Below are 15,109 nucleotides of genomic sequence, written 5' to 3' on the forward strand. Positions count from 1 at the left end.
CATGAACTTTGAAACGATCATCGGGATCGAGGTCCACGCCGAGCTGAGCACGAACACGAAGATGTTCTGTGGTTGTGCGCGGGAATACGGCGCGGAGACGAACACGAAAACGTGCCCGATTTGTCTTGGACATCCGGGTGTCTTGCCGAAAGTCAACGAAAAAGCCGTCGAGCTTGCTGTGCGTGCAGCCATGGCACTTAACTGCCAAGTGGCCGATCAAACGAAATTCGACCGGAAGAACTATTTCTACCCAGATACGCCAAAAGCGTATCAAATCTCACAGTTCGATCAACCGATCGGCTTCGATGGCTACATTGATGCGGAAGTCGATGGCGAAACAAAACGCTTCCGGATCGAACGTGTCCATCTGGAAGAAGATGCTGGTAAGATGAACCACACGGGTGCGAATCACTCAGTCGTCGACTTCAACCGGACAGGTGCACCGCTCATCGAGATCGTCAGTGAAGCGGACATGCGTTCACCGAAAGATGCAGTCGCCTACCTCGAACGTCTCAAGGAAGTCTTGCAATATGCAGGCGTCTCGGACGTCAAGATGGAAGAAGGATCACTTCGTTGTGACTGTAACATCTCCGTTCGCCCATACGGACAAGAGAAGTTCGGTACAAAAACAGAACTTAAAAACTTGAACTCATTCGGAAACGTCTTAAAAGGTCTTGAGTTCGAAGAAGATCGTCACCGCAAACTATTGCTTGCAGGTGGTGTGATGCGTCAAGAAACACTTCGCTTCGATGAGACGAAAAAACAAACCGTTCTCATGCGTGTCAAAGAAGGGGCGTCGGATTACCGTTACTTCCCAGAGCCTGACCTCGTCAAGCTCGTACTTGATCACGATTGGAAAGAAGCGATTCGTGCCGGTATCCCGGAACTTCCAGATGCACGTCGCGTTCGTTACCAAGAAGAACTCGGTCTTTCGGCGTATGATGCGAAGCAATTGACAGTTACACGTGAGATGGCAGAGTACTTCGAAGCGACACTGGCAGCAGGCGCAGAGCCAAAAGCAGCAGCCAACTGGACGATCGGTGAGATCCAAGGTCACTTGAATAAATCGACGGAAACGTTCGAAACAGTCAAGATGACACCAGCTCGTCTGGCAGAGATGATCGACTTGATCGCAAGCGGTACGATTTCTTCGAAAATCGCCAAACAAGTCTTCACAGCCGTCATCGAAGAAGGTGTCGAGCCACGTGCATACGTCGAAGAAAACGGTCTTGCACAAATTTCAGACGAAGGATTGCTACGTGGTCTCATCGTCGAGATGTTCGAAGCGAACCCAGCCGTCGTCGAGGAATTACTCGGTGGACGTGACCGGAAGAAAGGCTTCGTCATCGGTCAAATCATGAAGAAAACAAAAGGAATGGCGAATCCTGCCCTCCTGGATCAACTCTTCTATGAAGAGCTTGAAAAATTAAAATAAGTACCTGATCAAACAGCGTTCGTTCCTCCTTTACTTCTGCGAGGAAACGGACGCTGTCTTTTTTGGCTTTGTAATGTCTCGAGAGTTCATGTAAAATAAAACAGTTATGTATCAAATGAACGGTTGAGTCAAAAAGGAGAAAATCTTATGAGACCTAGAGCGCGCGTGATTTATAACCCGACTTCCGGGAAAGAGATGGTTAAACGAAATTTACCGTATATCCTCGACCGACTCGAAGCAGCGGGTTATGAGACATCTGTCTACTCGACGAAAGCGGTCGGCGATGCGACGTATGAAGCAGCACGAGCATGCGAAGCAGACTTTGATCTCGTCGTCGCAGCAGGCGGCGATGGTACGTTGAACGAAGTGATCAGCGGAATGGCTGCCTACAACAAACGTCCGAAGCTTGGTGTATTACCTGTTGGAACGACGAATGACTTTGGTCGGGCGATGCGTATTCCATTGACGATCGAAGGGGCGATGGATGTCATTTGCACGGGACATACGATGCCGGTCGATATCGGTAAGATTGAAGGATCGGCAGGCGTCCATTACTTCATCAACATCGCTGGTGGTGGCATCATGACAGAACTATCGTACGAAGTGCCTTCGAAGCTGAAGACGGCACTCGGACAGCTCGCGTACTACGTCAAAGGGATGGAGAAACTTCCACAAATCCGACCGACATATGTCGAACTGGAGCATGAAAAGGGTATATTCAAAGGAGAAGTCATGCTGTTCTTGACATCGAACACGAACTCCGTCGGTGGGTTCGAGAAGCTGTCACCGAACGCGTCACTCAATGATGGTCGGTTCGATCTCTTCATTCTCAAGAAATGTAACCTCGTCGAACTGATTCGTGTCATGCGTCTTGCCTTAAAAGGGGATCATTTCTCGGACCCTTGCATCGAGCATGTCACGACCTCATTCGTCCGCATGAAGAATACATCAGAGATGAGTTTGAACATCGATGGTGAGTTTGGCGGCATTTGCGAAGGCGAGATGACGAATCTTCGCTCTCATTTCGAAGTCATGACACCAAAGTTCCGGATCGAAGAGATGGAACAAATCAATACACAACTACAAGAAGCAGAAACGAACCTCGCGTGAAGCGAGGTTTTTAAGGAGGATATTCATGATTCCAGTACAAAAGAACGATGAACACGTCGTCGAGATCGTCGACCTGACACATGAAGGATCAGGGGTCGCACGCATCGATGGCTATACGGTCTTCATCCCGGGCGCATTGCCGACGGAGCAGGTCAAGATCAAGATCACGAAAACGACGAAGTCTTACGGGTTCGGTCGTATCATCCGTCAAAAGACGAAGAGTGTCGATCGTGTCGAGCCACCTTGTCCGGTTTACAACCAGTGTGGCGGTTGCCAATTGCAACACTTGTCATACGATGCAGAACTCAAGTTCAAGCACAATCGTGTCCGTGACGCTTTCGCGCGCCTAGCAGGTCTTGAAATTCCCGTCCACGAGACGATCGGGATGGAAGATCCTTGGGGTTACCGCAACAAAGCACAAGTACCGGTCGCCTTCCAATCGAACAAATTGATGGCTGGTTTCTACCAAAAACGGAGTCACCGGATCATCGATATGGACTACTGCTTGATCCAAAACAAAGAAAACGACGAAGCCGTCCAAGCGGTTCGTAAAGTCCTCGCTGATTTGAAAGTCCCAGCGTACGACGAGAAGAAAAAAGCAGGTGTCATCCGTCATATCATGGCACGTCATGGGTATCACACGAACGAGTTGATGGTCGTGCTCGTCACGAAGGTCAAACAATTGCGTGGGATTGATAAGATCGTTGAAGGCATCTTAAAGGCGTTACCAAACGTCACGTCGATCCAGCACAACATCAACCCGGATGATACGAACGTCATTCTCGGGAAAAAGAACGTCGTCTTATATGGACCGTCCGTCATCCGCGATCAAATCGCTGGATTGACGTATGAGATCTCACCGCATTCGTTCTTCCAAGTCAATCCGTTGCAAACAGAGAAACTCTACGCGAAAGCGCTCGAGTACGCTCAGTTGACAGGCGATGAGACAGTCGTCGATGCTTACTGTGGGATCGGTTCGATTTCTTTATCACTCGCTAAACAAGCGAAGCACGTCTACGGCATCGAAATCGTACCGCAAGCGATCGATGACGCACGCCGGAACGCACAAGCGAACGGCATCGAGAACGTGACGTTCGAGTATGGTGCAGCTGAGAAGGTCATGCCAGATCTCGTTAAAGCCGGTATCCAACCAGACGTCATCGTCGTCGACCCACCACGTAAAGGCTGTGACGAGGAGTTCTTACGTGCTGCAGCAGATGTCGCACCGAAGCGGATCGTCTACGTCTCATGTAATGCGTCGACACAAGCGCGTGACGCGAAGCTATTGACAGAGCTCGGGTATACACTCGTCGAAGTGACGCCTGTTGATATGTTCCCGCATACGACACACGTCGAAAGCGTTGCCTTGTTCGTCCGTAACTAAATCAAAAGTGCCTCTTTCCAGTTAAGGAAGGAGGCACTTTTGATTTATCATTCCGTTTCTGTTGATTCATCCTCGACCGTCGATTGTGCTGTACTTGGGAACAATTCAGCAAGAACGCGTTCACTCGCCGTACCATCATCTAAGCTACAGAACCGTTCGAGGAAGCGATCGTATTTTTCTTGGTAAGCGACGGACTTCGTATCGATTTGTTCGATATAATCGATGACTTGATCTGTTTCCTTCAGAAGTGGTCCAGGGACGACTTCTTCGAAATCGAAGTAGAATCCGCGCAACGTTGAAGCATATTTCTCTAGATCGTACGTAAAGAAGATCATTGGACGTTGCAAGTGGGCATAGTCGAAGAACACAGATGAGTAGTCCGTGATCAGAATGTCACTAATCAGGTAGAGTTCAGCGATATCACCGTATGAAGAGACATCGTAAGCGAATCCTTCGTGTCCACTGATATCCATGTTTTGAGCAATCAAGTAGTGCATCCGTAAAAGGACGACGTACTCGTCACCGAGGCGTGCTTGCATCTCATTTAAATTCAATTGCAAGTCGAATCGGTATTTTCCTCGCGCGATGAACTCATCATCTCGCCATGTCGGTGCATAAAGGACAATCTTTTTATCAGCCGGAATATTTAAGCGTGTTTTGATTTCACTGATGAGACCCGCTTGATTATCGGCATATAAGAGATCGTTACGAGGATAGCCCGTTTCAAGCATCGTATTTTGGAATCCGAATGCGCTCTTGAAGATTTCGCTCGAGTATGCGTTTGGCGAAATCAGATAGTTCCATTCTTGCGCTTGGTTATAGAAATTCTTTTTATAGCGAATCGCATTCGTTCCAGCCATATGCACATCTTCCATATCAAGACCGAGTCGTTTTAATGGCGTACCGTGCCATGTTTGAAGATAGATAGTTTCTTCGCGTTTTTTCAAGCTGAGCGGCTGACGCGTGTTGAAAATCCAGTATTTCGCACGAGCCATGTATTGATAATACGTAAAGCTGTTTCGAAGTACCCAATTCGGACATGCTTCCTTCACTTCATCAGAAGGTTCTTGAGCGAAAATCCAAACAAGTTCTAGTTCCGGATGTTTTTCTTTTAGGTGAAGGTAAAGTGCCTTCGGATTGTCAGAGTAACTCCGCCCTAAGAAACTTTCGAATAAGACGAGATTGTCTTTGATCGGCATCTTCTGGAATAGTCGATATAGCATAAGACCATTTTTAATTTTTTTACGACGCGCCGTACGTAAGGAACGTTTTGTTTTGACAGCAGTAATGTACAGCTTGAACATCGCGTACGATCCCGTTGACCAAGCTTGTAGATATTTACTCTTTGATGGCATCCGCTTTAAGTCGTAAGCGACATGGTTGAAGACTTCTGCTTGTTGAGTATTAGATGAACTCCGTTCGAGTAATGTACGTCCACGTTTTGAAATGAACCGTTTATACCACGTATTTAAGAATTTTTGGACTTCTTCATCTTTTGTCTCTGCTGATAATATGCCATAAATTCGAGAGATATCTGAGAGTGTCGTAATGTCACGTAGTTGGAAGAGCGATTGACCATCTAGTGGTGTACTTCTTGAATTCCGTCCGTACACGATGTAGTTGACGGAAGTAATGTTCGTTAACTGCGAAATGACAGTATGGGCGATGAGCGTATCCGCAAACCATGTCGTTTCGAGGCTAGGCAATGTCTGAAGCAATTCTTTTTTGATCATCCATCCATGGATCGTCGTCAAGTGACGCGAATTAAACTTCGTGCGCGAGTAAAAGAAGTAACGATCGTCATCGATCGGCATCAGCCATTTCTTCTTATTATAGACAGGGGAGATCTTACCGATGATGACTTCCCCACGAGACTTCTCGTATGCCTTGATATATGTGTAAAGCGCACGGGGAGCAAGAATATCATCACTATCTAAAAAGATGACATAGTCTCCTGAAGCAGCTTGAACTCCATTACGTCGAGCCGCATACACACCTTGATGTGATTGTTCGATGATGGTACACGTTGGATATAGTGCACGAATATCATCGACATAAGAACTTGGTCCATCAAAGACAACGACGATTTCTACAGGAATCGAAACGTGTTGGTCGAGAACGGATTGAATCGCAGCTTTTGCTTGAGACTCGGTTTGATAGACTGGAATGATCACACTAATTGAATTCATGTTGACTCTCCTTTTGATGAAAGAATCGAAAAAGATTCGATTCGGCAAAATTGTATTCTGTTGAATAGAATATCACAAATCTGAAAAAGGTAGCAGTGTTCCTAAAAATCTGTCTTTTGTCTGTAATGAGTAGGTGTCTCGCCTGTGATTTGTTTAAAGGCCTGACTGAAATGACTTTGACTTGAAAAGTGCAGTCGGTTTGAAATCGTCAATAGCGAGTCGTCAGATGAACGTAGCAATCTTTTCGCTTCGCGAATCCGTTCACGAATGACGTAACGAGCCAGCGGTAAACCCGTTTCATCTTTAAATAAAACGGATAAATAGTTGGAGGATACGTGAATCGCCTGACTGATGGACGAGACCGATAAAGGATCATAGAGATGCTGCTGAATGTATCGAATGGCAGCTAAGACGTGTGGCGAATGACGCAACGCCTGTATTTCTTTGACGGCTTCCGCAAAAGATACCGTGATCCGAACGTGACGATTTCGCAATTCTGCAATACTCGTCGCAGCTTCGATCGTCTCAATCATCCGATCACTAAGCGAAAAGGCTTCGTCTGGTTCGAGTCCCCCACGAATAGCGGCACGTGCGCTTAGAAGAACCGTTCCTAGAAGTAGATTCTTTTCTGCTCGGAGTGGTTGGTGACGTGCGAGTGTTCCGAACTCACCGTATGCGGGAAGAGAATAGGTCGTCGCCAACCGTTCGCTCTGTCCGGATGAGATCCAGTCGATGATTTGTTGCTCGCGTTGCCAAGCTTTTCGATAGGCGGTCACACCTGTGTGCGAAGGGGCTTCAGACACTAAAGGAATTTCCTCTTCCTGTATATCTGAAACATGATCGATGTCACGAGAGGACAATCCTTCACCATGTAGAAGGCGATAGAGCAAATGGGCACAGTCGATCAGACGATTTTCCGTCGTTCGGGGTAGAACTTTATAAAATTGATGATAGGTCTCATCTTGAATATGAGCCCGAAAAAGTGCTGACTGTAAGAGAACGGGACCGATCCGGTACATGCCTTGGTCAGGAACGTTTACGAACAGATAAGCCGTTCCGTCTTTTAAGGTATGAAGTAGAGGGCGATGATTTTTTAAAGTAGGCCACGTATCTTCAATCAATAGATTAGCTGGATGCTTGGGTGCGGAAGGACGTAACTCGATTGAGACGTGCTCTTGATCTTGATAGGAAATAAAAAAACCAGTCATCCCAAACAAATGTTCCGCGATTTGTGTCAAGTCTGAGGGGCTTAAGGGATTCATGAAGCGACTCCTTTCGAATGATGCATCGATTGTATCTAGTGTATGTGCTCGGCAATCGATAGTCGAGTAGGGAATGAAAAAATCCGAAGTCTTTCTTCAAGACTCCGGATCGATAGGCTTATGGATTCGTAGGAGACGGAGAGGACTCAGGTGTTGGATCCTCCTCGTGCCCCGTCTCGACTTCAAGATCATTCGTTTCGATATCGTGCTCCGTCAATTCTGTGCTTGCGACTTCCGCGTAGGCATCGTCTGCAGAATGGCTTGTGTCGGGTTCTGATGAAAGGACGTCTTCTTGTTCTTCGATCGAATGTTCGTCAGATACGGTTTCGTCTAACTGAAATTCCAATGTGATCGCATGGAGATCACCTGCGATGTGAGCGAGGTGAGCCGCTGCCGTCGTCACGGATTCAAGTGTTGCGTTCGTTTCTTGAATACTTGCAGCACTTGTCTCAAGACCTGCTGCATTCTCTTCCGTTAAAGCAAGAATGGTTCCCATGGCATCGGATACTTCTTCCGTAGCAAGCGTCAGCGCCTCGATGTCACCAGTCAATACTTCTGTTCGATTCGAGACATGATGTACGGATCCTGCGATGCGCTCGAAGTCATCGCCTGTCGTTTTGACAGACTCAAGAGACAGCTTCAAATCACTCATGACATGGTGCATCGCACTCATGGCAGTATGTGTTTCTTGTTGAATATTATCGAGGAGCTGTTTGATTTGTTTAGCGGATTCGTCGCTCTCCTCGGCCAGTTTTCTTACCTCACTCGCGACGACAGCAAATCCACGTCCTTGTTCACCGACACGTGCGGCTTCGATTGCTGCGTTGAGGGCGAGTAAATTCGTCTGACTCGAGATGGCTTGCAGCGTTCCAAGAATCTTTCCGATCTCATCAGAACGTTTGCCTAAGAAATCAGAAGTGTTCTCGATTTCTTTTTCCAATGAGTCCGAATGGCTCAATAGATCAGAAATCGTCTGTTTCGTCACGTCACTTCCTCGTGTCGCAGCGGAAGCGACGGAAGCGACTTCAGAAAGTGTCGTGGACGCGACCTGTTGCATTGCTGTAGAACGTTCCTTGACACCGTATACAGCATGGGAAGAACGTTCGGCTTGTTTCGTTTGAGTTTCACCAGCAGCAGCGATTTCTTCCATTGTCTGTCCGATATGACGTGAAGCCTTTTGTACATGAGTCGCATTGTTTGAGAGCTCTTCTGACGCATCGCGAACGGTCGTAGCGGATGTAGTCATCGCTAGAATCGTTTGTCGCAGGCGCGCGCGCATCGCGTCGAAGTTTGCACTGAGGTCCGTTAATTCATCCCGGATGAATCGTTTAGGACGATGCTGTGTTCGCAAATCACCTGATGCGATTGCTAATGCTTCACGACGGAGCATCGACAGCGGGCGATTGATCGAACGCCCGATCAACCAAGCGATCAATGTCGCGAGGGCGATCGCAACGACGAAATTGATCAATGACTGATTGAGCATGGCTTCTTTAGGCGCATACAAGGAAGCGTAATCCAGTACGACGGCTAGTTTGAATCCTGTTTTCGAAGAAGTTTGCCAAATGACGACCGATTTTTTTCCGGCGACGTCCATGATCTTCGTACCGGATTCTTGCTCTAACATGGACTTTGGAGCAGAGAAATATGCTTTTCCGTCTTCACGTAGTTGATTGATTTTTTTGAAGAAATAATTTCGGTTCGGGTGCGTGACGACCTTACCGTCTTGTGTGTAGCTGAAAACAAATCCTTTTTGTCCGATTTCAATCCGTTTCATATCTTCAGCAAGACGATTGATGCTTTTATAAACAGACAATACACCTTTGATGTTCGCTTGAGCATCTAGTGTCGCCTTAGAGAAACCGATGATGGATAATTTCGTCGCGCTATCATAGTAAGGCTCGCTCATGGCGACAGTGCTTGAATTCTCCAGCGCTTGTTTATACCAAATCTCTTTTCGAGGATCGTATCCAGGTGCGACGTCTTGTTTTGGCCAGTTAAGATAGCCGCCTTTCGTATCAGCGTATTGGATAAATGAATTTTCGATTTTTGAGGAGCCATATTTCTCAAGGACATTATAGATATCTGTTGCTTTTTGAGAAGGAGCCTCCGAAGCATCGGGTTGTTTGGTTGTATCTATGTAGTTCGGTAGAGTACCGTCTTCACGGTTGGAAGGGAGTCCGGCAAGGAGTGTTGTATCTTTTTTAGTATCATCGATGATGCGGGAAAACGATTGTTCGAGTTGCTTTAAAGCAGTTTGGGATGTCGAGTCGACCAGTTGATCGACAGTTCGGCTTGTTTGGTCATACGAAAACCAAGTGGAAACACCGAGAGTAAGAGCAGGCAACAAAATAAGCCCGATGAACAAACGACGGGTGATCGGGAGGCGCATGATGAATTCTCCTATCCTAAATAGTCTTTAAAATCTGTCTATTCTGACTATCGGAAGGGTACGGATAAATATGAAGGAATTATGTAGAGATTTTCATCATTTGAGAAATGAATCCAGTGAGGCTTCGTGATAAAATGAAGAAGGTGTCACAGAGTGGCTAGGGAGGAACAGAAATGAACATTGCTTTTTTCTTACTACCAAAAGATGAGGTGAAATATTTAGATCCTGAATCGACGGTCAGACAGGCATTAGAAAAGATGAAACATCATCGATTTACGTCCGTTCCGCTCGTCGATAATAAAGGTAAATACGCAGGGACATTAACGGAAGGGGATGTCTTGTGGGCGCTCGAGGCTAATCTAGAGCATGCAGACTACGATCACGTCTTGCAAACACGGTTAACGGATATTAAACAACGTGTTCGTTATAAACCAGTCTCGATTACTGCGCAAATGGAAGAGATGATTGAGGTCATCACGGACCAAAACTTCGTTCCTGTCATCGATGATGGAAAGCACTTTATCGGAATCATTCGTCGTCGGGATATCATCGATTATTTCGCGAAAAAAGTAGCGCGCGAAAATGTCAGTTACTAAAAAATATAAAACTAGTAAAGAAAGCACTTATTTTCACGAAATGTGAGAAGAAGTGCTTTTTATTGACTTAAATCGACTTCAACATACAGCAAAAAGAGACGATATAGAAGCATAATGACATTTTAGGGAGGACGATGTGTTGCGACGTTTATCACCAGTCTTCATCGAAGAAGCTTTTCGAAGACGATCCTACTATAAAACGTTCTCGTGGATGATTGCAGTCATCGGTCTACTTGCGATTATCGTTGCGTTACACCAATTGAACAAAACACTCGAAGAAGGAAAACGTTTCGAAGAGGCGGCAAAAGCGATTGACATCGTGATCCCAGCAAATCATGCAACTCAAGATTTAACATCTTATTATCTTGCTTCCTTAGAGAAACAGGTTGAGGAACCACAAGTAACAAAACAAGCAGAGACCTCTCTCTTCCACTTATATGAACAGCTAAAGGAAGAGCAAGCGACTGGACCAGCACGTAAAGAGTTGTTGGAAGAACTCACGAAATTAGAGCGTCAAGGATACGAGTCCAATCATCGCTTTTTCACAGCCTCTACGAATTTTAAAAGTGAAGTGATTTTTAATCAACTCGTCTTAAGTAAAGAGACTGGTTCATATTACGATGTGTTCTCGCATCTTATCATGATGGAAGAGCAACTTGGGAAATCGGCACAGATTCTACGAGAAGCACGTCGGGACAACGAAATTAGTTCGATTGATCGATTACGCATCCAACAAATGCGGATCGACTTGCCCATTCGACAACAATCGCTCATGAATGCCTTGTACGAGGTAATTTCGTTACAAGACGATACAGGGCGCCAAGAAATTGCAAACATGAGAAGTCAGATGCGAAATTACACAGAAACGCTAGATGAACTGTTGAGTACATCAAACGATCAAAACTATGCGAAACTAGCTAATCAGTCTAAACAATATGAAACAAGCATGTACCAGATATATGATCAAAAGTTAAAACAGGTACAACAAGAAATGCAGCACCGAGGATCGCAGATCATTCAAAATGCTTGGCTGCTATTTGCAACAATCATTCTTGTCATTGCGGCATTATTAATATTGAATTGGTTATTATTACGTGCTTTTCGAAAAGATATTTCCTTACTACAAAACGAAGCGAATACGTTTGCTGAGGATCGACGGCAATCTGGGTATCATGTACACGAAAGAAATGACTTCAAGCCAGTCGTTCAAGCCTTCCGGACGATGACAGCAATCATAGCTGGATTACTCGATCATAGTGATGCGAATACAAAAGAGATCAAGCAGAAGAAAGCCGAAATCGAATCTCTCTTTTCTCAAAATACAGATCCAATTCTTGCTTTATCGTCGGACTATACGATTTTAAATGGAAATGATCGTTTTCGACAGTTAACGCATGCCACTTCGGGTTGGACGATTGAAGAATTGGTGCATCCAGCTGATTTGAATCGAATGCGACGAGCGCTTCAACAAGCCATCGAAGGGAACAGTCAGACGATTCGCTGTAAAATGTTATTTGACGAAGATATTTTAAATATGTTCGTCAACATCATTCACGTTCCGAACAAAGAGGATGAAACAGGTGTTGCCTTATATCTCTCTTGTCATGATGAGACAGATCAGTTTCGGCGAGAAGAACGCATTACACAACTTGCGCTTTTTGATATGTTGACGGGGTTACTGAATCGAAATGGATTTGAACAAAAGATGCAGGATGCACTGAGAGCACCACAAACAGGCGAGCTCGTCACTATCAGCATTCGTCAATTCCGCCGAATTAATGATATCTACGGTCATGGGGCAGGAGATCAGATTTTAAAGGATCTCGCGAATCGACTGAAGCATCATTTCATCGGAACCGGGCAAGCGGCACGTATTGGTGGGGATGAATTCGCTGTGTTAGTCGCGCAACAGGATATCGTCGATTACGAGAAATTAAAGCAAGTCATCGAACATGTTTATGAAATTAACGGAGAATTCGTGAACGTCAGCATCAGTATGAGTATGGTCCGCTATCCGGACGATGCAGTAGCTGTCACTTCGTTATTATCCTCTGTCGATATCGCTATGCAGCATGCGAAACAACAGACAGAAGGTGGACCGGTCTGGTTCGAACCATGGATGAGTGCGGAATATCTGGAATCGGTCGTATTGGAAGGGGAGTTACGGGATGCGATTGAAAAGAACGAGTTACAATTGTTCTACCAACCGCAAATCAACCTTGCGACACGGCAGGTGGACGGTTGTGAGGCGCTCTTGCGCTGGTTCCATCCAGAACGTGGCATGATCAGTCCAGCAGTCTTCATTCCAATTGCCGAGCGATCGATGCTCATCGAAGAAATTGGGATGTGGGTCGTCGCTGAAACGGTTCGCCAAGTAGAGGCGTGGAAAGAAACGGAGCTCGGATCGCTTCGCGTCTCAGCGAACTTATCCGTAAAAGAGCTCGTCTCTGGTCGGATTGTGGATTACCTGACGGGCGTCCGAGAAATTCATCCTGGAATTGAAGACCGGATGGAACTCGAAATCACGGAATCTTTCGGTGTCTTTTCGGACGGACGTGTCTTCGAGGCGCTTCAGACGTTACACCAAATGGGTTATCGTCTGGCGATCGATGACTTTGGTACTGGTTATTCGTCTTTGTCCTACTTGAGTCGATTGCCTATTCAGCGACTGAAAATCGATCGCTCGTTCATCAGCGGTCCGGATGCCTGTTCGAACGCACCGCTCATCGAGACGATCATTAAACTGGCGCATACATTGAAATATGATGTTGTCGCCGAAGGCATCGAGGAACTGGAGCAGGCGAATCATCTGCAACAGCTAGATTGCGAGTATGCACAGGGTTTTTATTATTCAAGACCAATCCCGGCAGACGAGTTCCGCGTCTGGTACGGAAAGTATCATGAAACGCTTTTATCTGAATGAATCACTAGTTACAGTCTAAAGATTGAGGTCTCTTAAAATAGAAAAGGTGAGTTTCCGGACGGAAACTCACCTTTTTCAATGGATAAATTGAGGAAATCGAATAATTAGACGCGATCGAGTACGAGGTCGTCCGCTTGTTCGAGATACGCTTTGACCGGTGCGACTGCTGCCTCGACCGTACCTGGTGCGAACGGAGACTTCAATCCAGCACGTTCGACGAGCGTAAGGAAGCTTTCCGAGCCGCCGGCACGACAAAGATCGAGATATGACTTCCAAGCCGCTTCCCGGTCTTGTTCCATCCATGCATAGAACTGGAAGGCACAGACTTGAGCGAGCGTGTAATCGATATAGTAGAATGGACTGCCGAAGACGTGTCCTTGCTGATGCCACCATGCACCTGAATCGAGATAATCGTTCGCTTCGTAATCACGATGCGGCAAGTATTTCTTCTCGATTGTCCGCCATGCTTCGCGACGCTCAGCTGGTGTCAATTCCGGTTGGTTGTAGATGACGTGTTGGAACTCGTCAATCGCAACGCCGTACGGAAGGAATGTGACGCTTCCTGCGAGGTGATTGAATTTGTATTTTGCTGTCTCTTCACCGAAGAACTCTTCCATCCAAGGATAAGCGAAGAATTCCATCGACATCGAGTGAATCTCACACGCTTCATACGTTGGGAAAGCACTCTCTGGAGCTGTCAGGTGACGGCTCTCATAGACTTGGAAGGCATGTCCGACTTCGTGCGTCAGGACATCGATGTCGCCTGCCGTTCCATTGAAGTTCGAGAAGATGAACGGGAGTTTTTCGTCTGCGATGTAGGTACAATACCCACCGCCGGCTTTCCCAGGTTTCGCCGTTAAATCGAGTGCTTCCCGGTCGAGCATGTAGTTGAAGAACTCGTTCGTCTCCGGTGACATCTCTGCATACATCTTTTTGCCGCCTTCGATGATGAACGACTCTTCGCCTTTCGGTGTCGCATTACCAGACTTGAAGGCAAATCCTTCATCGTAGTAATACAACTGATCGACGCCGATCCGTCGTTGCTGGCGTTCTTTGAGTTGTGTCGCGAGCGGAACAATCGTTTCACGGATTTGTTCGCGGTACTGTTCGACCATCGATTGGTTATAATCGACGCGAAGCATCCGTGCGTATCCGAGCTCGACGAACGATGGGAAGCCGAGTGTCTTCGCGATCTCGGTCCGGATGCGGACGAGTTTGTCGTAGATCGTATCGATTGCTTCGCCTTGTTCTTTTAAATAGCCGTAGCGTGCTTCAGAAGCTGCTTTACGGACATCACGATCAGGTGATTGAAGATAGGGACCGAACTGCGACAAGTTGAGCGTTTTGCCATCGAACTCGATTTGAGCAGAAGACATCAGTTTCGTATATTCGCTTGAGAGACGGTTCTCTTCTTGGAGTTTTGGAATGATCTCTTCCGAGAACGTCTTCAGACTCGCTTCCGCAATCAGGAATAACTGTTTGCCTTGTGTCTGTTCGAGTTCATTGCGGAGTGGGTGCGTCGTCAGCGCTTGATAATAGCTTGAGACATATCCTTGATAGATCGCACTCGCTTCATCAAAGAATCCTTGTTCCGTCTCATAGAACGTATCGCGTGTATCGATCGTGTGGCGGATCTCGACGAGCTGGCTTGCCGTTTCAAATTGATTTCTGAGGGTATTAATCTCAGTGATGGCTGCGTTTGCTTCATCTACCTGTGTGGCTTCCGTCAGTCGAGCGATCGCTTGATTCATGGATGTTTCAAGCAAGGCAAGGTCAGGACGGACATATGTAATTTCTGAAAATGGTAACATGTAAGCG

General features: G+C 46.5%; 9 protein-coding genes. 5 read left to right on the plus strand and 4 right to left on the minus strand.

Features of this window, described 5'->3' with window-relative positions; all coding sequences use genetic code 11:
• Position 1 precedes the first annotated feature (1 nt).
• The 3 genes from gatB (at position 2) to rlmD (ending at position 3,929) form a co-directional block, all read left to right on the plus strand.
• Entirely contained in the window at positions 2–1,435 is a 1,434-nt protein-coding gene (gene gatB / locus NOM72_RS01345) for an Asp-tRNA(Asn)/Glu-tRNA(Gln) amidotransferase subunit GatB (protein ID WP_255997451.1), read from the plus strand.
• 147 nt (positions 1,436–1,582) lie between these two features.
• Positions 1,583–2,545 carry a diacylglycerol kinase gene (locus tag NOM72_RS01350; RefSeq protein ID WP_023469333.1) on the plus strand — a complete coding sequence of 321 codons (963 nt, stop codon included), beginning with the start codon at positions 1,583–1,585 and terminating at the stop codon, positions 2,543–2,545.
• A gap of 25 nt (positions 2,546–2,570) precedes the next feature.
• Positions 2,571–3,929, plus strand: coding sequence for a 23S rRNA (uracil(1939)-C(5))-methyltransferase RlmD (rlmD, locus tag NOM72_RS01355; protein WP_035396153.1), 1,359 nt, complete (start codon positions 2,571–2,573; stop codon positions 3,927–3,929).
• Between the two features lie 47 nt (positions 3,930–3,976).
• Here the strand turns inward: rlmD and NOM72_RS01360 are convergent, their stop codons facing one another.
• The 3 genes from NOM72_RS01360 to NOM72_RS01370 form a co-directional block, all read right to left on the minus strand.
• A complete protein-coding gene (locus tag NOM72_RS01360) occupies positions 3,977–6,118 on the minus strand; it encodes a bifunctional glycosyltransferase/CDP-glycerol:glycerophosphate glycerophosphotransferase (RefSeq protein ID WP_075642837.1) in 2,142 nt (713 codons plus the stop codon).
• Positions 6,119–6,219: 101 nt separating this feature from the next.
• A complete protein-coding gene (locus tag NOM72_RS01365; protein ID WP_255997454.1) occupies positions 6,220–7,380 on the minus strand; it encodes a helix-turn-helix domain-containing protein in 1,161 nt (386 codons plus the stop codon).
• Positions 7,381–7,498: 118 nt separating this feature from the next.
• Positions 7,499–9,772 carry a methyl-accepting chemotaxis protein gene (locus NOM72_RS01370; protein WP_255997456.1) on the minus strand — a complete coding sequence of 758 codons (2,274 nt, stop codon included), beginning with the start codon at positions 9,770–9,772 and terminating at the stop codon, positions 7,499–7,501.
• Positions 9,773–9,945: 173 nt separating this feature from the next.
• Here NOM72_RS01370 and NOM72_RS01375 point away from each other — a divergent pair, with 173 nt between their 5' ends.
• Both NOM72_RS01375 and NOM72_RS01380 read left to right on the plus strand, forming a co-directional pair.
• Entirely contained in the window at positions 9,946–10,368 is a 423-nt protein-coding gene (locus NOM72_RS01375; RefSeq protein ID WP_023469329.1) for a CBS domain-containing protein, read from the plus strand.
• A gap of 136 nt (positions 10,369–10,504) precedes the next feature.
• Positions 10,505–13,291, plus strand: a complete 2,787-nt coding sequence (locus NOM72_RS01380; RefSeq protein ID WP_255997459.1) for a putative bifunctional diguanylate cyclase/phosphodiesterase — start codon at positions 10,505–10,507, stop codon at positions 13,289–13,291.
• Between the two features lie 104 nt (positions 13,292–13,395).
• Here the strand turns inward: NOM72_RS01380 and NOM72_RS01385 are convergent, their stop codons facing one another.
• Positions 13,396–15,102 (minus strand): M3 family oligoendopeptidase, encoded by a 1,707-nt coding sequence (locus tag NOM72_RS01385; protein WP_087681385.1) that lies wholly within the window; start codon positions 15,100–15,102, stop codon positions 13,396–13,398.
• Positions 15,103–15,109 lie beyond the last annotated feature (7 nt).

The sequence above is a fragment of the Exiguobacterium sp. LL15 genome, from assembly GCF_024436095.1.
GTDB lineage: Bacteria > Bacillota > Bacilli > Exiguobacteriales > Exiguobacteriaceae > Exiguobacterium_A > Exiguobacterium_A indicum.